18 protein-coding genes are annotated in these 15622 nt (G+C 60.4%); all 18 read left to right on the top strand.

The window, feature by feature from the left end:
* Positions 1-1215, top strand: a complete 1215-nt coding sequence (locus L6D80_RS13590; RefSeq protein WP_029885581.1) for a phage portal protein — start codon at positions 1-3, stop codon at positions 1213-1215.
* On the top strand, positions 1202-1843 hold the full coding sequence (locus L6D80_RS13585; RefSeq protein WP_029885582.1) for an HK97 family phage prohead protease: 642 nt from the start codon (positions 1202-1204) through the stop codon (positions 1841-1843). Before L6D80_RS13590 ends, L6D80_RS13585 begins: the two co-directional genes overlap by 14 nt.
* Positions 1840-3042 carry a phage major capsid protein gene (locus L6D80_RS13580; RefSeq protein WP_029885583.1) on the top strand — a complete coding sequence of 401 codons (1203 nt, stop codon included), beginning with the start codon at positions 1840-1842 and terminating at the stop codon, positions 3040-3042. The genes L6D80_RS13585 and L6D80_RS13580 overlap by 4 nt, the downstream gene beginning before the upstream one ends.
* Before the next feature lie 51 nt (positions 3043-3093).
* Positions 3094-3345: a DUF7302 family protein gene (locus L6D80_RS13575; RefSeq protein WP_033744421.1), complete on the top strand. Its 252-nt coding sequence runs from the start codon at positions 3094-3096 to the stop codon at positions 3343-3345.
* Positions 3346-3642: a head-tail connector protein gene (locus L6D80_RS13570; RefSeq protein WP_029885585.1), complete on the top strand. Its 297-nt coding sequence runs from the start codon at positions 3346-3348 to the stop codon at positions 3640-3642. It abuts the gene before it with no gap.
* The gene (locus L6D80_RS13565; protein ID WP_029885586.1) at positions 3642-3968 is read left to right on the top strand and encodes a phage head closure protein; all 327 of its coding nucleotides are present in this window, start codon (positions 3642-3644) and stop codon (positions 3966-3968) included. The genes L6D80_RS13570 and L6D80_RS13565 overlap by 1 nt, the downstream gene beginning before the upstream one ends.
* Positions 3969-3976: 8 nt before the next feature.
* Positions 3977-4147 carry a DUF7210 family protein gene (locus L6D80_RS13560; RefSeq protein ID WP_009681825.1) on the top strand — a complete coding sequence of 57 codons (171 nt, stop codon included), beginning with the start codon at positions 3977-3979 and terminating at the stop codon, positions 4145-4147.
* 3 nt (positions 4148-4150) lie between these two features.
* A complete protein-coding gene (locus L6D80_RS13555) occupies positions 4151-4651 on the top strand; it encodes an HK97 gp10 family phage protein (RefSeq protein WP_029885587.1) in 501 nt (166 codons plus the stop codon).
* The gene (locus L6D80_RS13550) at positions 4644-5030 is read left to right on the top strand and encodes a DUF3168 domain-containing protein (RefSeq protein ID WP_176516376.1); all 387 of its coding nucleotides are present in this window, start codon (positions 4644-4646) and stop codon (positions 5028-5030) included. The genes L6D80_RS13555 and L6D80_RS13550 overlap by 8 nt, the downstream gene beginning before the upstream one ends.
* 54 nt (positions 5031-5084) lie before the next feature.
* Positions 5085-5582 carry a hypothetical protein gene (locus tag L6D80_RS13545; RefSeq protein WP_176516374.1) on the top strand — a complete coding sequence of 166 codons (498 nt, stop codon included), beginning with the start codon at positions 5085-5087 and terminating at the stop codon, positions 5580-5582.
* A gap of 12 nt (positions 5583-5594) precedes the next feature.
* Complete coding sequence (locus L6D80_RS13540; protein WP_176516372.1) at positions 5595-5933, top strand: hypothetical protein; 339 nt, start codon at positions 5595-5597, stop codon at positions 5931-5933.
* Between the two features lie 23 nt (positions 5934-5956).
* Positions 5957-6175, top strand: coding sequence for a hypothetical protein (locus tag L6D80_RS13535; protein ID WP_176516370.1), 219 nt, complete (start codon positions 5957-5959; stop codon positions 6173-6175).
* A gap of 49 nt (positions 6176-6224) precedes the next feature.
* Positions 6225-6860, top strand: coding sequence for a hypothetical protein (locus L6D80_RS13530; protein WP_176516368.1), 636 nt, complete (start codon positions 6225-6227; stop codon positions 6858-6860).
* Positions 6861-6914: 54 nt separating this feature from the next.
* Entirely contained in the window at positions 6915-10139 is a 3225-nt protein-coding gene (locus tag L6D80_RS13525; protein WP_176516366.1) for a phage tail tape measure protein, read from the top strand.
* Between the two features lie 55 nt (positions 10140-10194).
* Positions 10195-10779, top strand: coding sequence for a hypothetical protein (locus L6D80_RS13520; RefSeq protein ID WP_176516364.1), 585 nt, complete (start codon positions 10195-10197; stop codon positions 10777-10779).
* Positions 10779-11381: a hypothetical protein gene (locus L6D80_RS13515; protein WP_176516362.1), complete on the top strand. Its 603-nt coding sequence runs from the start codon at positions 10779-10781 to the stop codon at positions 11379-11381. Before L6D80_RS13520 ends, L6D80_RS13515 begins: the two co-directional genes overlap by 1 nt.
* Before the next feature lie 2 nt (positions 11382-11383).
* On the top strand, positions 11384-11782 hold the full coding sequence (locus L6D80_RS13510; protein WP_054902584.1) for a DUF6950 family protein: 399 nt from the start codon (positions 11384-11386) through the stop codon (positions 11780-11782).
* Positions 11783-15622, top strand: a 3840-nt coding sequence (locus L6D80_RS13505) for a phage tail tip protein J-related protein (protein WP_236183048.1), incomplete at its 3' end; no start/stop codon positions are given.

The following is a 15622-nucleotide window of genomic DNA, read 5'->3' as shown; positions in this document are numbered from 1 at the left end:
ATGAGATTCAAATGGTACAAACCCTCGACCTGGGGCTTTTTCGGTTACACCGACCCCGTTACTGGGGACTACGTGGAAGCCGACCTCGAGGTGGGTGGCAAACGGACCAAGGCTGGCGTTCGGATCACGACAAAGAACGCGCTCTCGATCAGCATGGTCTGGTCCTGCGTCAAGATCCTTTCCGAGTCGCTGAGCGGTCTGCCGCTCAAGCTCTACGACGACAAGGGTGGCGGGCGGGAGTTGATCAGCGGCAGCGACCGGATGCTCAAGCTGCTTCGCAAGCCCAACCCGTACATGACGATGCTGAACTTCCTCAAGTTCGTGGTCGTGAACATGGCCCTTCGCGGCAATGCCTTTGCCCTGATCGAGCGCAACGGCAAGGGCGACATCATCGGCCTGGTTCCGCTCGATGGCCGGACAGTGCAGATCGATACCGAGGAGGATCTGCTGTACACCGTGACGCCTTCGGAAGGAGACCCGTTCCCCGTCTCGCCGGAGTACATGCTGCACTTCAAGCTGTTCAGCCTTGACGGTGTGGTCGGCCTCTCGCCCTTGGAGTACCAGGCCGAAACCATGGGCCTGGCCAAGGCCGGCCAGCAGTGGTCGGCGCGGTTCATGAGGAAGGGCGGCTTCACCGGCGGCTATGTCATCTACGACGGCTTCCTGACCGACCAGCAGCAGGCGCAGGTGCTCAAGCGATTCCCCGACGTACGCAAGGCCGACACCGATGACATCGGCAAGATGGCCATTCTGCAGGGCGGCCCGAAGATCGTGCCGGCAGGGATCAGCCAGAAAGACGCACAGTTCATCGAGTCCCAGCAGTTCCAGGAAGAAGCCCTGGCGGGTATCTACGGCGTTCCGCTGTGGCTGGCCAACCGTGCGGGCAAGACCTCGATCATGGGCTCGAACCTTGAGCAGCAGCTCATCGGGTTCATCACCTTCGGCCTCAAGCCCTACATCGACACCATTGAAGACGAGCTGAACAGCAAGCTGTTTGGCAGCACCACACGCTTCGTCGAGTTCGTGGTCGAGGGGCTGCTGCGCGCTGATAGCGCAGGCCGTGCCACGTACCTGGGGGCAGCGCTCGGCGGTTCAGGCGGCTCTGGCTGGATGACCATCAACGAAGCCCGCGCCAAGGAAAATCTGCCTCTCTTGGAAGGCGACGAATACAACCGGGTCACCCGGTGGGAGGTTCAGAAAAATGGCGACTCTTGAGGTTCCAATCGAACTCAAGTCGGTTGACGACGCGGGCAACTTCGAAGCTTACGCCGCCGTGTTCAACAACGTGGATCTGGGCGACGACGTGATCCTGCCTGGGGCCTTCACCCGTGTGAAAGCGACCCGTGCAGGCAAGCTCAAGCTGGCCCTGTACCACGACCTGACCCGCCTGGTCGGCGCCGCCGATTACGCCCAGGACGACCATGGGCTGCTGCTCAAGGGCCAGGTCAATCTCAATGTGAGCTATGCCCGCGATGCCTATGAGCTGATGAAGGCCGACATCCTCGACAGCATGTCGATCGGCTTCAACACCATCAAGGCAGATTTCGAGGAGCGCGCCGGCCGGCGTGTACGCCTCATCAAGGAGGCCGAACTGTGGGAGGCCTCCTTCGTCCCGTTCGGCATGAACCCCGAGGCGCAGGTGCTCAGCGTCAAGTCGGACATCAGGCTTTTCGAGAAGGCGCTGCGCGAACGCATGGGCCTCTCGCAGAAGGAAGCGGCGGCAGTCGCTTCGCTCGGCTACACCGCGCTGCGCCGTGATGGCGGAAGCGAGGCCACGGCGATCGTGGATGAGCTGAAAGAAATTTCCACCCTGTTCACCCACCATTTTGGAGCATCGCAATGAGCGAAGTGAAAGAGCTGAAAGATACCATCGAGCTGCAACTGAAGAGCGGCTTCGAGGGCCTGCAGAAGAAGTACGACGCGGCCATGGAGGAGGTCGAGAAGGGCAACAAGGTTACCGGCGACCTGAAGAAGCAGATCGAAGACCAGAAGGGCGAGTTGCAGAAGGTCATCGACCAGGTCGTGGACCTGGAGCAGAAGGGCGTCAAGCTGCGTGGCCAGCCCGGCGAGGGCAAAAGCTTCATCGACATGATCAAGGGCGATGATGGTTACAAGGCCCTGAACCAGAAGAACGCCGCCCAGGCCCAGCTCGAAGTGACCAAGTCCGACATGGCCAGCATGAAGGAGATGAAGGTTACCAGCGCCGGCATCGTGCCGCCTGTCTACGATCCTGTGATCCAACCAGGTATTCGTCAGGAACTGCGCATCCGCGACCTTCTGACCGTCATCCCTGTGTCGGCGCAGGAGTACACCTACTTCCGTGAGCTGTTGCACACCAAGGGCGCCGCGCCGGTGGCGGAGGGCGGTCTCAAGCCCACCAGCAACGTGACCTTCGAGCGCATCACCGATCGCGTGAAAAAACTGGCGGTATGGATGCCGGTCACCGACGAAGCTCTCGATGACGTTCCGCAGATGCTCGCCTACATCCAGCAGCTGCTGCGCTACGACCTGAAACTGGAAGAAGAAACGCAGATCCTCAAGGGCGACGGCACCGGCGACAACCTCAACGGCCTGATGACCCAGGCAACCAGCTATGACGTAGCCTTGAACAAGGCTGGCGACACGTCGATCGACCTGGTGCGCCGTGCCATCTATCAGGTGCGCAAGCAGTCGAAGATGTCCGCAGACGGCGCGGTTATGACCGAGCTGGACTGGATGAACATCGAGCTGCAGAAGGACGGCGAGAACCGCTACCTGTTCGCCAACCTTCAGGGTCTCGTGACCCCGGTTCTGTGGGGGCGTCCAGTGATCACCTCCGACAGCATGGACGAAGGGGGCACCGACACCGGCGGTGAGTTCCTGGTCGCGAACTTCGCCCGATCCGTCACCCTGTTCGATCGCCTCACCTTCCTGTTCAAGATGGGCCTGATCAACGATCAATTCATCCGCAACGAGCGGGCGCTGCTGGTCGAGGAGCGGCTGGGCCTCGGTGTTCGCCGCCGCGAAGCGCTGGTCAAGGGCCGCTTCCCAGCTGCCAAGTAATCCTCACCCGCTGGCCGGCAGATCGCCGGCCTCTTTGTTTTTGGAGGCATCATGAAAATCAAGATCGAGTGGGGATTTGTCGGCCAGGGCGCGCTGCTGGGCTCCGACACGAACAAAGTCGTCGCGGGGCAGGTGTTCGACGATGCGAACGACGAGTACGCACACACCCTCATTGGCAAGGGCCTGGCGGTGGAGCTCGACGCCAATGGCAAGCCTCGCGTGCCGAAGCCGAAAGAAACCAAGCCCGCAGCGCCGAAGGAGGACAAGGCCGCTGCTGACAAAGCAGCTGACGAGGCCAAGTAAATGGTCGACCTAGCCACCGTGAAGCTGCACCTGCGCGTCGACGGTGACGATGAAGACCCGTTGATTGGCGGCTACATCGAAGCCGCCAAGGCGCACGTCGAGCAGCACTGCGACCGGAAGCTGGTCGAGGGCGAACCCATTGAGCCAGAGCAGATGGGGCTCACCGGGGACGTGCAGCAGGCCATCTTGCTGCTGGTGGGGCATTGGTACGCCAACCGGGAGGCAGTGGCCGCGGGCGGGCTCACTTCCGTGCCGCTCGCTGTTGACCGCCTGCTCTGGTACAGGAAGCGATTCTGATGAGAGCCGGACCAATGAGGCACCGCTGCATTCTGGCCCAGGTCGTGCGTGAGCAGAACAGCACCGGCGGCTTCAAGGAGACCTGGCCGGCGACAGCTGAGGTGTGGGCCGAGGTCACGATGCCCACCGGACGGGTCATGCCCGTGGCGGAGCAGCTGCAGGCGACTGTCACCGCCGAGATCCGCATCCGGCCGCGAAAGGATATCGCCGCCGGCTGGCGGGTCACCGAAAAGCGCACCGGCATCACCTACAAGGTCGAGGCCGCATTGCTCAACAACGAACGGGACATGCTGCGGCTGCTGTGCTCCAGCGTCCCCAACCCATGAGGTGAACCATGAAAATTCGTGCACTGGGCCCGCTGACGGGCGCATCTGGTGAGCGCGAGAAGGGCGAAGAGTTCGAGGTGACCAAGGAGCAGGGCGAAGGCCTGATTGCTCGAGGCTACGCTGAGGCCGTGGTCGACAAGGCCGTCAAGCCAGCAAAGGCCGAACCAGCCAAGGAGTAGGTCATGGCGCGCCGCTCGAAAATGCGCGGCGACATCCGCCTCCGGCGGACGCTGCGCAACATCCACAAGACGATGGACAACGAGTTGGCCCCGGCGATGCGCCAAGCCGCTGAGCGGGTTCTGGCCACCCAGCAACAGCTGATGCCCAAGGACACGGGAGCAGCGGCCGCCGCGCTGAAGATCTACGTCGCGCCCAGCGGGCTGGATGCGCAGATCGGCATTCGAGGAAAGCGCGACAATCGAAAGTTCTTCTACCTGCGCTTCATCGAGTACGGAACCAAGGGCTACATCGGCGGCAAGCGCGCAGGGAGCCGGAACCGCCGCGCAACCAACAAGAGCGATGGCGAACACTTCTTCGGCAAATACCCGGATATTCCGGCCAGGCCGGCGCATCCCTGGCTACGCCCGTCCATCGACGTAAACCGCGAGTACGTCATGGCTGATATCGAGACGGCGGTGCGTCGAACGCTCCGCAAGGCAAGCCAGGGGGTAGGCAATGGCTGATCCCTCTGTTGCCCTGCAAGAGGCGCTGTTTGCCAGGCTCCTCGCCGAGGTCAGTTGCCCGATCTACGACGGTGCGCCGATGAACGCCGATATGCCCTACGTGTCGATTGACCGCGAGGTCTCGGTCAACGAAAGCCCGATCTCCGGGCGCAAGCGCGAACAGCGCCTGCTGTACCTGTCCGTATGGTCTGATGCTGTCGGCCAGGCCGAAGTGAAGCGCATCAACGGCGAGGTGATCGCCGCCCTGGACGAGCGCCCGCTGCCGCTGGAGGTAGGCCGCGCTGTATCGGTACGCGTCATCCAGTCGGACTCCCAGCGGGATGCTGACGGCGTTACCTACCAGGGCTCGATCACGGTTCGCATCATCACCACCCACTGATTCAACCACCGGCCGCGCTGCGGCTTTATCCAATGTGCCTTTGGAGGAACCCCCATGGCCGAAGACAACCTCAACACAGCCGCCGGCTGCCGCTTCTCCATTGGCGGCAAGACTGGCGCCGACACCGAAACCGAGTACAAGGCAGACACCTATGTCGAGATCGGCGAGATCGAAGACCTTGGCGAGTTCGGCGACACCTTCAGCAGCGTGACCTTCACGTCGCTCAAGGATGGCCGCGTGCGCAAGTACAAGGGCACCGCCGACGCTGGCGACCTGACCCTGACCGTGGGTCTCGACAACGGCGATGCGGGCCAGAATGCGGTGAAGACTGCCCACAAGGACCGTAGCAAGGGCGACTACAACATCAAGATCACCCTCAACGATGGTGACCCTGGCGCTACCCCTGCGCTCAATCCGACCACTTTCTACATGCGCGGCAAGGTGATGAACAACACCGTCGCACCAGGTGCTGCCGACAACGTCGTGCGCCGCAACATCACCATCGGCATCAACTCCGACATTCTGGAGCTGGTGCCGGCGCCCGCAGCCTAATAGGGAATCGCCATGAGCAAGACGTTGCACGGTACCGTTGAGGTCAAGGTTGGTGAGCGCACCCTGGTGCTGAAGCCAACTCTCAAGGCCGTACGCTTCATCGAGAGCCGCTTCGGCGGCCTGCGTGCGGCCTCGCATGGCCTGCACGCGGTCAGCGTAGATGCAGTGACGCTCGTGATCGCAGCGGGAGCGGGGATAGAGGGGGAGGATATCGATCTGCTGACCGAAGAGGTTTGGCAGCATGGTGTTTCTGACCTCACGCTTGCCGCCACCAAGTTCCTGGGAGCGCTCTACAACCCACGGGGCGGTGAGCCGGGAAAGCCGCAAGAGCCGAAGGAGTCAGCGCCGTAGAGGATGGCAGCTACGTCGACCGGATGTATTCGGTCGCCGTAGGCTGGCTTGGCTGGGCTCCGGATGTGGCGTGGAGCACGCCGCTTCCTGAGCTGTTCCTGGCCATGGATGCGCGGGTGGAGTGGGCGCGGATGACCAACCCCTTCGGCTCAGGGAAGAAGCAGGGGGCGAAGGAGAAGCCAGGTGCTTCGAGCGTTGCTGATAAGCTGAGGGCGGCGCTGACTGGGAGAAAGGCGCAGTGATTAGCGCGCTGATTTTGATACCCTTCGTATTTTTGAAGGGGTGGAAGTTATGCGTGAATGGATTTGTGCTGGGGCTCTGTTGATACTTGCGGGCTGTGGAGCAGGAGATCCCGAGCCCAAGAGTGCCGCCGAAGCCGCTGGGATCATCGACGACTGGATTCTTGCTGACTATCAGGACAATTCAATAGTAATCGGCAGCGATCCGGCCGATCCGACTTATGGCAAGTTTAAAGATCATATTCCTCGCGTTAATAGAGAAAAAAATGAAGTAGCCACCATGGTGGCCAAGAAATGTAAGCACGTGGTGAGTGTTCTGTTCATGCGCAGGGAAAGCTCTCTTGATAATTTGAAGTTTTTGGTGGATTGCCAGAACGGTGAGCGATTTGAGGTAAAAAGTTCAGAGCTAGTTGGAAGTGGGGCGATTCGCTCCAACTCAGACAGGTCGATTGGAAGATCTGACGCAATCGAAAAGTGCAAGGATCTAGTGAGCACTAAACTAGGGGCTTCACGTGGTCTGGATTTCCATACATTGTCAGACTCAAGTTATCATAAGGCTCAGAATGGTAATGTTAGGCTGGTTCTCGGGTTCGAAGAAAAGAATCCAAATGGCCTAGGTGTTAGGTGGCGCGCTGCTTGTACATTTGACACTGACTGGAATGGGGATGTGACAATAAACCCCAGTTAAAACAGATTGATTATTAAGCTCGGCTTGATGCCGGGCTTTTTTTTGGGTGCGATTATGGCTGATCAACAAATCCAGGGAATGCTTGTTCAGATCGAGGCGACCACCTCCCAACTGCGCCGCGAGTTGGCGAGCGCAGATCAGATGGTTGCGCGCAGTTCGCAGGCGATTGACCGCAATCTTGCGACGGTGGATTCGGCTTTCGACAGAGCGGGTGGGGCCGCCCAGCAGGCAGGAACTTTGATTCGCGGTGCTTTCGCTGCGGTTGCTGGTGCGGGATTGATCGGCAGCATAATCAAGCAAGTTGATGCTTATGGGCAGATGTCCGACCGGCTTAAAGCGGCAGCTGGTAGCGCGGACGAATATCAGAAAGTCCAGCAACATCTTATTCAGACTGCGCAGGAAACCTACCGCCCCTTGGCCGAAGCCCAGGAGCTGTACATCCGCACGGCCGACGTGATGCGCAGCTTAGGCTTCAACACTCAGCAGACCCTGGATATCACCGACAGCTTCAGTTTTCTGCTTGTTACCAATGCTGCGTCTGCCGACAAGGCAGGCTCCGCGCTCGACGCCTACTCCAAGGCGCTGCAGACAGGAAAAATCGAGGCTGACGGGTGGGTCTCCATACAAGGCGCAATGCCGACCATCGTGGACGCCATCGCTTCCGGTACCGGAAAGAGTGCTGATGAAATCCGCAAGCTTGGGGTGCAGGGCAAGCTTTCTCTGGATGACTTAAACGCCGGCCTGCTGCGCACGGTTGAAGCCAACCGCAAGGCTGCTGCCGATATGTCCACCAGCGTCCAGGACGCGCTGAACAACATCGGTAATGCAGTCGGCACCTTCCTGGGGGGACTAGAGGAACAAACTGGAGCTGTAGCAGGGCTATCTAAGTTGTTGCTGGTCCTGGCCGATCACATCGATCTCGTCGCTGCGGCGATGGGGGCTGCTGGCGCAGGCGCACTCACAATCTACACCGCGAAAGCATATGCCGCGGTGAAGGCGTTGTTCGCCCAGCGGGCTGCCGCCGTCAGAAGTGCTGAAGCTGCAGTGATCGCTGCGGATGCTCAAAGGTTATTGGCCCAGGCCCAGCTTCAGCAAGCTGAGGCCTCGGTTGCTTCCGCCACGGGATTGCAGCGCCTGGCACTGGTCCAGACCCAATTGATTCCCAAGCAGGCCGCGCTTACAGCTTCGACTGAGGCTCTCGCTCTGGCGCAGGCCAACGTTACGCGCGCTGCAACTGGCGGGCTCCTGACGGCGCTGGGCGGCCCGATGGGGTTGGCGATTCTGGCCGGCACTGCGGCTGCCAGCTTCCTGCTGTTGCGAGACAACTCCGACTCACTCGAGAAGAAGCTTGGCGACCTCAACGACCCGCTCGACAATCTCGTGGAGCGCTTCAACAAGCTGAACAGCGCTACTAAGGCGGTGACGTTAAGGGAGTTGCAGGGTAAGGTCGAGGACCTGCAAGGCCAGCTGAAGCAGGTATCAGGGTCGATCGCCGACAGGTTCGAGAATGACCTGCGCGGGCTGGGTGCAGCAGGGGTTGACGGCTTCATCGCTGGGCTGGCGCCGATGCCCCAGGAAGCACAGAAAGCGCTCGACTTAGTGCGGTCGGCCGCGAATCAGGCTGCTACCGGCGCGGTTGTTGATTGGAAATCTGTCGCTGATCGGGTGCGCGGCATTCCTGGCGTCACAGAAGCGATGGCCCAGGCTATCGAAAAGGGGCAGATCAAAGCCTCTGACCTAAGTGGTGAGCTGCAAAACCTGACGGACAAGATAGCCAAGCTGACCGATGAAACTGATCGGAATACAGCCTCAACCGGGCAAAACAACGCCGTCAAGTCGGGCATGAGCACCGCCGGCAAAACCTATCTTGAGACGCTGCAGAAGCAGGTGGCCACGCTGCAAGATAATGGCGACCAAATCAAGATCGCCAATCGCTACATTGCCGAACACTCCGAGCTCACTGAAACAGACCGCGTTGCAATCCTGTCTGCGGCCAATGCCGCTGAGGTGCTCAAGAAAGCCAACAAGGCGGTCAAGGATGAAGCCAAGGACGCCACTAAGGAGCAGACCAAGCTTAACCAGCGGCTCAAAGAGGCCGAGACTGCCTTCCAGCAGCTGAAGAAGGTCTACGACCCTGTTGGGGCAGCGGCAGACGAGTTCAAGAAACAGGTAAAAGGGCTGGATCTTCTGCTATCCCAGAAGAAGATCACCACCGAGGAGTACGGTCGTGCGATAGCAGCGCTGGCCGGTCAATTCAACCAGGCCGTTCAGGCTTCCACCGGGCTCACTCGAGCCATGAAGTACCAGGCCGACCTAGAGCGCCAGTTGGCGATTGCCCAGCAGCAGGGAGACGCCGCAGCGGCAGCGATCGGGATGGGCGACAAACGAGCAGGCCGTGCTCAGTCTCGCCTGGCGCTCGAGCAGGAGAACAACAACAAGATCTTGGCCCTGCGCGACGAGCTGGCCACCGCTTCGAACGAGAAGCAGCGCCAGGAGCTCGAAAAGCAGATCGCACTGAGGCAGGAGTACGGCGCGAAGCTTGTGCAGGTCCAGGAGGACACTTTCAACAAGATCGATGCTGCCCAATCTGACTGGAGCAATGGCGCATCTGCTGCCTTCGAGAACTACCTCGACAGCGCCTCTGATGTGGCTGGCCAGACGCAGGAGTTGTTCACCAATGCTTTCGGCAACCTGGAGGATGGGGTTGTCCAGTTCGTGAAGACCGGCAAGTTCCAGTTCAAGGATTTCGCCGACGCGATCATTGAGGACTTGATCCGCATTCAGGTGCGACAGGCGGCTGCAGGGTTCCTCAGTACGGCTTTCGGTTTCCTGGGTGGCGGTGGCTCGGCGCTGGGGCGGGGCACCATGACCGGATTCAGCGAGGGCTCGTTTGTAGCCAACGCCAAGGGCGGGGTCTATGACTCTCCGAGCCTTTCTTCCTTCTCGAACCAGGTGCACGACTCGCCGCAGATGTTCGCTTTCGCCAAGGGTGCGGGCATCTTCGCCGAGGCCGGGCCGGAGGCGATCATGCCGCTGGCGCGCGGACCGGATGGCTCGCTTGGGGTAGTATCGATGGGTACCGGAAGCAGCGACGGTGATCAAGCCCCTATCACCATGGGGAACATCACCCAGCACTTCCACTTCAACGGCAGCGCTGGCGGGGCGAGCAAAGAGGATGTTCAGAAAGCCGCCTTTGATGGTGCCCAACGCGGTTACGACATGATGCTCCGAGACTTCAAAACGAACGGTGCCGGCCGGCAGTTGCTGAGCAAGCGATAAGGCGGTACTCACAGCACACAACCCGCTACGGCGGGTTTTTTATTGGAGCTGCCAAATGGCGGAAGCATGGCCCGAAGACTTGGAGCCCACTGACATGACCTGGGGTGTGGTCTACAACAACCGGGCTTTCACCTCCTCGCTTAGCAACGCTCAGCAGATCATGTCTCACCCCGGCGCGTACTGGACCTGCACGCTCAACTTCGGCGTGCTCTACGAGGAAGATGAGCGCGAGCTGACTTCGTTACTGGGTCGTCTGCAGGGCATGTTCGGGACAGTGAACATTCCGTCCATCACCAGGATCAGGACTGACAACATCGGTACTCCAGTGGTGGCCTCGGCAGTTGCGCAGTCCACGCAGATTCAGCTCCGCAACATGACGCCGAGCGCCAGGGTGTTCAGTCGTGGTGATCACATCACCATCCTCGGAGAGATGTTCGAGGTGGTTGAGCACGTCGATTCTGATGGCGCAGGCGTGGCGACGATTCGGGTCAATAAGCGTGTCCGCAAGGCCATTGCGGCCGGTACCGCCGTCGAGTACCGAAACCCCTACTGCGAGATGCGCCGGGTGGATGACACCAATGAGTGGAGCGTTCAACCAGTGGTTTCCAGCGGCAGCTACCAGTTCCGGGAGGCCTTCTGATGCCCAGTTCTTTCCCATTCAGCCAGAGCGTGGTGGATATCATCGCTCGAGGCCGCTTCATGACGGTGTACGCATGCCAGCTCGACTTCGAGGATGGTCCGGTGTACGCCCATACGGGCACCGGTGACCTGGTGATCGACGGCATCACCTACCTGGGTGTCGGGCAGTTCGGCGAGGTCGGCCAGTCGCAGGAGAGCGACAACTCCAACTCGCCTATGTCTGTGGAGCTGAGCCTGAACGGCCTCGACGCTTACATCATCACCGAGACCAACATCCGGGGGTGCCGCGGCCGCACGGGCAAGCTGCTTTTCGTAGTCTTTGACGAGGCCGGCAACTATGCCGTCGACATCCTCTTTTCGGGCCGGATGGACGCAGCCACCTTTTCCTACGCCGGCAATGGCGAAGACGGCAACAAGATCACCGTGCCGATCGTCGATCGTATGGCTGAGTGGAGCCGCACCGGCACCGAGCGCTTCACTGACGAGAACCACCGAGCCCGGCACCAGGGCGATCGCTTCTTCTACGCGGTCGCCCAACTGTCCGAGTGGCCGATCTACTGGGGCTCCAGCAAGGACGCCCCGACCTTTGCTTATGAGAAATAACCATGCGCCACAGAGATTGGACGATACGTCTCAGTGAAGTGATCAAGGCCGCGAAAGAGCGGCCTTTTTCATGGGGTGAATTTGACTGCTGCCTGTTCGCTGCTGACTGCTCTGTAGCGGTTTGCGGCATAGACCCAGCCCAAGCATATCGGGGCACTTACAAGACTGAGGCAGGCGCTAAGCGAGCGTTAAAGAAGATCCACGGCAGCCTTGAGGCGGCCTGGGACGCCTGTTTTGTACGGGTCACCCCGGCATTTATACAGCGTGGCGATGTTGCCATGTACCAAGCCCCGGGTGGCAAGTCCATGGCGGTCTTCTGGGCAAACGAGTTCTGGGCAACGACTGAGGACGGCGTGCACCGCGTGGTGTGCGAGCCGCTAGCGGTTTGGAGGGTTGAATAGATGAGCGGTGGCGTAAAGAAACTGGCCCAGGTCGCCGTCGGCGCCGTAATTGGGTTTGTTCAGGGCGGTCCGGTAGGCGCTGTGATCGGTGCGGGCCTTGCATTCTATGCCGCTGAACAGCAGGAAAAGCTCAATACCAAGTCGCCGCTGCGGGACAATGAGCCCTCGGCACAGACCGTTCGTTCGTCCAAGGCCCCGGTACGGTTCATCTTGGGTCGAGTGAGCACTGGTGGCGTGCTGGTATGGGCGCAGGAAGAGCAAGGCTCACAGACGACCGGCGAATGGTTGCACCTGGTGTATGTACTCTGCGAAGGCGCCATTGATGAGCTTGAGTATATTTTTCTCGGTGAGGAGCTCATTGGCAGCTATGGGGAAGATGCTTCGTATGAACTGGTCGTCAATCCGACCCAGGTAAACGCCTTCCTTAAAGAAAACTGCCCAGACTGGAAAGACACACAGATTGGGTTGGGGCTTTCGTACGTCCGGATTTCGCTGCGTTACAGTGCGGAAAAATTCCCGTCCGGCATACCCGATGCCCGCTTCGTCGTGCGTGGGCGCAACGACATCTACGATCCTCGGACTGGCACATCCGGATGGACTGACAATACTGCGCTGCACTTGCTGTGGTTTCTTCGCGTCCGGTGCGGCGTGCCTGATGATGAGATCGTGTTCGAGACATTCGCCAGCGGGGCGAACGTCTGCAACGAGTCGGTGCGCAACCCCGACGGAACCTCCAGCCCTCGTTACCGGAGCGGCTGCGTTATCGGCGCCGATGAGCAGCGCACAAATGTCCTGCAAAAGCTCGAGGCGGCGTGTGCCGGCAAGTTGATCAGAGTAGGCGGTCGCTGGATGTTTCAGGCCGGAGCCTACTATGGGCCCTATGACTTCGAAATCACCGAAGACATGGTGATCGGTACCATCACCGGCAACACCGAGTCGACCAACGACGCTGCGATCAACACCGTTCGCGGCACCTTCATTGATCCATTGCAGTCTTGGACCGAAACCGACTATCCGGAAGTTTCGGTTGCGGAATGGGTTGCAGAAGACGGAGGAGAGGCAGCAGAGACACTGACCTTCCCCTACGTCAGCGACCCATACCAGGCTCAACGCTTGGCGAACATTGAGCTTCGCCGACGCCGGTCTGGTGGTGCGCTCAACATTCCTCTCAACTTGCTGGGCTATAACTGCAGGCCAGGTCGGGCTGTGCGCGTCAACCTTCCATCGTTGAATATCCTCGGGGAGTTCATGGTTACCAACTGGTCCATGGGCACCAGTGAGGGTTGCACTGCGTCACTACTGGCCTATGAGCCAGCCATCTTCGATGACGCCGTCGGCAAGCCCTACAATCCCATCGGCTTCATCAAATTACCCGCTGGTGGGCTCGGGAGCCCGACCAACCTGCGTTGGGACGTGGAGGACACGGCAGAGATCAGTCAGGGTGTGTTGAGCTGGGACCGACCCGCAGGCATCGTCTCAGGCTTTGCTGTGACTGTAAGGCAGGGAGGCACTGCGGTGCAGGCTCTGCAAGTACCAGAAACGACAACTCGTATTCCGGTCTCCGGGCTGACTTCTGGCAGCTACACCATGGGCGTGGCTGCGCTGGGGCCTTTGGCCCGTTCAGGCGAGGCAACCATCACCGTTGATGTCAATGGCCCGCCCATGCCGGAAACTTGCGCTGTACAGGCTACGATCGACACGATCACGTTGATTCCCGGGAACACGCTGCACGGCCTCAACGGCGGTACCTACGAGTATTTTTGGTCGCCTGATCCAGCTGCTACGCAGGGCGAGTTCCTTGGGCGTGGGCTGACCATCACCCACACCGGGCTGTCGTTCGCCAAGAGCTATGCCTATTTCATCCGATCGAAAAATGCCTACGGCGTGAGCGCCTTCCTCAAGGTAGTAGCGGCTACCTCGATGGACGTAGGGGCTATCCTGGAAGGAATAAAGGGGAAGATCACCGAGAGCGAGTTGGGCAAGGAACTGACCAGCCGTATCGACCTGATCGACATGAACGGCCCTGGCTCGGTGAACGAGCGCCTGGGCGAGGTGCGCAGCGAGCTGAACGAGCAGATTGTCGAGGTCAACAACTCGGTCAATCAGGTGCAGAGCGATCTGCAGGAACAGATCGACAACATCGCCGACCTGGCCGACTCGATGCCCTACAAGCCAGACCAGGCCTACACCGCTGGTCAAAGCGTGCTGGGCGAGAACGGCAAGCTGTACCAGGCGAAGGTCGCTGTGCCCACCGCCAATCCGCCGCCGAACGACAACTACTGGACCGACATCGGCCAGGCGGTGCAAACGGCAAATGGCATGGCCGCCCGCGTGCAGACCGTGGAAACCAAGGTGCAGACCTTGGAAGGCACCACCAGCGCGCAGTCCCAGCAGATCACGGGCCTGCAATCGAGCCTGACTACTACCAACGGCAACGTCGCTGCAGCGCAGCAGGCCGCCCAGGACGCGGCAACGCTGGCTGGCGGCAAGGGTAAGGTTATCGTGCAGTCGGCTGCGCCGGCGGTCGCTGATCGCTTGGCGCAGAACCTCTGGATCGACACCACGGGCAACGCGAACACACCGAAGCGCTGGAACGGTTCGGCATGGGTTGCGGTGACCGATAAGGTGGCCACCGATGCCGCGGCAGCTGCGCAGTCGGCCCTGACCCAACTGGCGGGTAAGGCAGATGCCACTGCGGTGCAGAGCCTGACCACCCGGGTAACGGATGCCGAGGGCAAACTGACCAGCCAGGGCCAGTCCATCACTGGCCTACAGGGCAGCCTGACCACGACCAATCAGAACGTCACCGCAGCACAGCAGGCGGCCCAGGCTGCTGCTGACGCCGCCGGCGCCAAGGGCAAGGTGCTGTACCAGTCGACCGCGCCGGCAGTGGCTGACCGGTTGAACCAGAACCTTTGGATCGACACGACCAGCAATGCCAACACGCCAAAGCGCTGGAACGGTAGCGCCTGGGTGGCTGTGACGGACAAGGTGGCAACGGACGCCGCTGCAGCTGCTCAGTCTGCTCTGAACCAGGTTGCAATGAAGGCGGACGCATCGACGGTCCAGGCGCTGACCAATGAGGTTACCCGGCATGGCCAGGACATCACGGCGGCCGGACAGGCCATCACCAGCATCAACACGTCGTTGAGCCAGCTGGGCGGGGAGAACTTGCTGCCCAACCCATCTTTCGAGATTGAGGGCAATACTCCCGGTCTTGCTGATGGTTGGCGTGTGGGCTCTGCCCTTCCAACAGCGAATCGGCTGCTATCACTTGTGCCGTCGACACTCGATCCGCGGGGGCGGGCGCAGCGAGTTGACGCCAAGGGCTTGTCTGGCTCGACTTACGTGGATATCGCGTTGCCTAACCCCGGTTTGGTATCGATGGCGCCTGGTCAAGTGCTGACCGTATCGGCGTATGTTCGAGGCACACAAGACCTGGTGAGCGAGTTGTACCTGCAGTACAAGAACAGTAGCGGCGCCACTATCGGGACCCACGGCCCGCTGCGTACGACTCTGAGCGATACCTGGGTGCGAACAGTCTTCACCGGTGCGCCTGCACCTGCCGGGACGCTCGGCGCAGATCTGCTTTTGCGAGTTAGGGGGCCGCTGAGCGGTGTTGTAAGTGATGGCTACTACGAGGTTGACCGGGCCCAGGCTGAGTTGTCTCCGGTAGTTTCCGGCTGGCGAGACAATGCCAAAAACGCGGAGAGCGCAGCACTGGCCAACGCGTCGGCGATCACCAGTGTGTCAGGTAGGGTATCTAGAACAGAGGAAGGGTTTACGTCTGTCAGTGGTCAACTGACTCAACTGGATAACTCGATCGGCGACATCGGCGGC

This window comes from Pseudomonas ceruminis (assembly GCF_021602025.1).
Classification (GTDB): Bacteria; Pseudomonadota; Gammaproteobacteria; order Pseudomonadales; family Pseudomonadaceae; genus Aquipseudomonas; species Aquipseudomonas ceruminis.
Note: the sequence above shows the minus strand (reverse complement) of the source record. Positions and strands in the feature narration are given on the sequence as shown.

Bases quoted from the DNA above. Each gene is read 5' to 3' on its own strand.
- L6D80_RS13590 (WP_029885581.1), top strand. From the start codon at position 1: ATGAGATTCAAATGGTACAAACCCTCGACCTGGGGCTTTTTCGGTTAC.
- L6D80_RS13585 (WP_029885582.1), top strand. From the start codon at position 1,202: ATGGCGACTCTTGAGGTTCCAATCGAACTCAAGTCGGTTGACGACGCG.
- L6D80_RS13580 (WP_029885583.1), top strand. From the start codon at position 1,840: ATGAGCGAAGTGAAAGAGCTGAAAGATACCATCGAGCTGCAACTGAAG.
- L6D80_RS13575 (WP_033744421.1), top strand. From the start codon at position 3,094: ATGAAAATCAAGATCGAGTGGGGATTTGTCGGCCAGGGCGCGCTGCTG.
- L6D80_RS13570 (WP_029885585.1), top strand. From the start codon at position 3,346: ATGGTCGACCTAGCCACCGTGAAGCTGCACCTGCGCGTCGACGGTGAC.
- L6D80_RS13565 (WP_029885586.1), top strand. From the start codon at position 3,642: ATGAGAGCCGGACCAATGAGGCACCGCTGCATTCTGGCCCAGGTCGTG.
- L6D80_RS13560 (WP_009681825.1), top strand. From the start codon at position 3,977: ATGAAAATTCGTGCACTGGGCCCGCTGACGGGCGCATCTGGTGAGCGC.
- L6D80_RS13555 (WP_029885587.1), top strand. From the start codon at position 4,151: ATGGCGCGCCGCTCGAAAATGCGCGGCGACATCCGCCTCCGGCGGACG.
- L6D80_RS13550 (WP_176516376.1), top strand. From the start codon at position 4,644: ATGGCTGATCCCTCTGTTGCCCTGCAAGAGGCGCTGTTTGCCAGGCTC.
- L6D80_RS13545 (WP_176516374.1), top strand. From the start codon at position 5,085: ATGGCCGAAGACAACCTCAACACAGCCGCCGGCTGCCGCTTCTCCATT.
- L6D80_RS13540 (WP_176516372.1), top strand. From the start codon at position 5,595: ATGAGCAAGACGTTGCACGGTACCGTTGAGGTCAAGGTTGGTGAGCGC.
- L6D80_RS13535 (WP_176516370.1), top strand. From the start codon at position 5,957: ATGTATTCGGTCGCCGTAGGCTGGCTTGGCTGGGCTCCGGATGTGGCG.
- L6D80_RS13530 (WP_176516368.1), top strand. From the start codon at position 6,225: ATGCGTGAATGGATTTGTGCTGGGGCTCTGTTGATACTTGCGGGCTGT.
- L6D80_RS13525 (WP_176516366.1), top strand. From the start codon at position 6,915: ATGGCTGATCAACAAATCCAGGGAATGCTTGTTCAGATCGAGGCGACC.
- L6D80_RS13520 (WP_176516364.1), top strand. From the start codon at position 10,195: ATGGCGGAAGCATGGCCCGAAGACTTGGAGCCCACTGACATGACCTGG.
- L6D80_RS13515 (WP_176516362.1), top strand. From the start codon at position 10,779: ATGCCCAGTTCTTTCCCATTCAGCCAGAGCGTGGTGGATATCATCGCT.
- L6D80_RS13510 (WP_054902584.1), top strand. From the start codon at position 11,384: ATGCGCCACAGAGATTGGACGATACGTCTCAGTGAAGTGATCAAGGCC.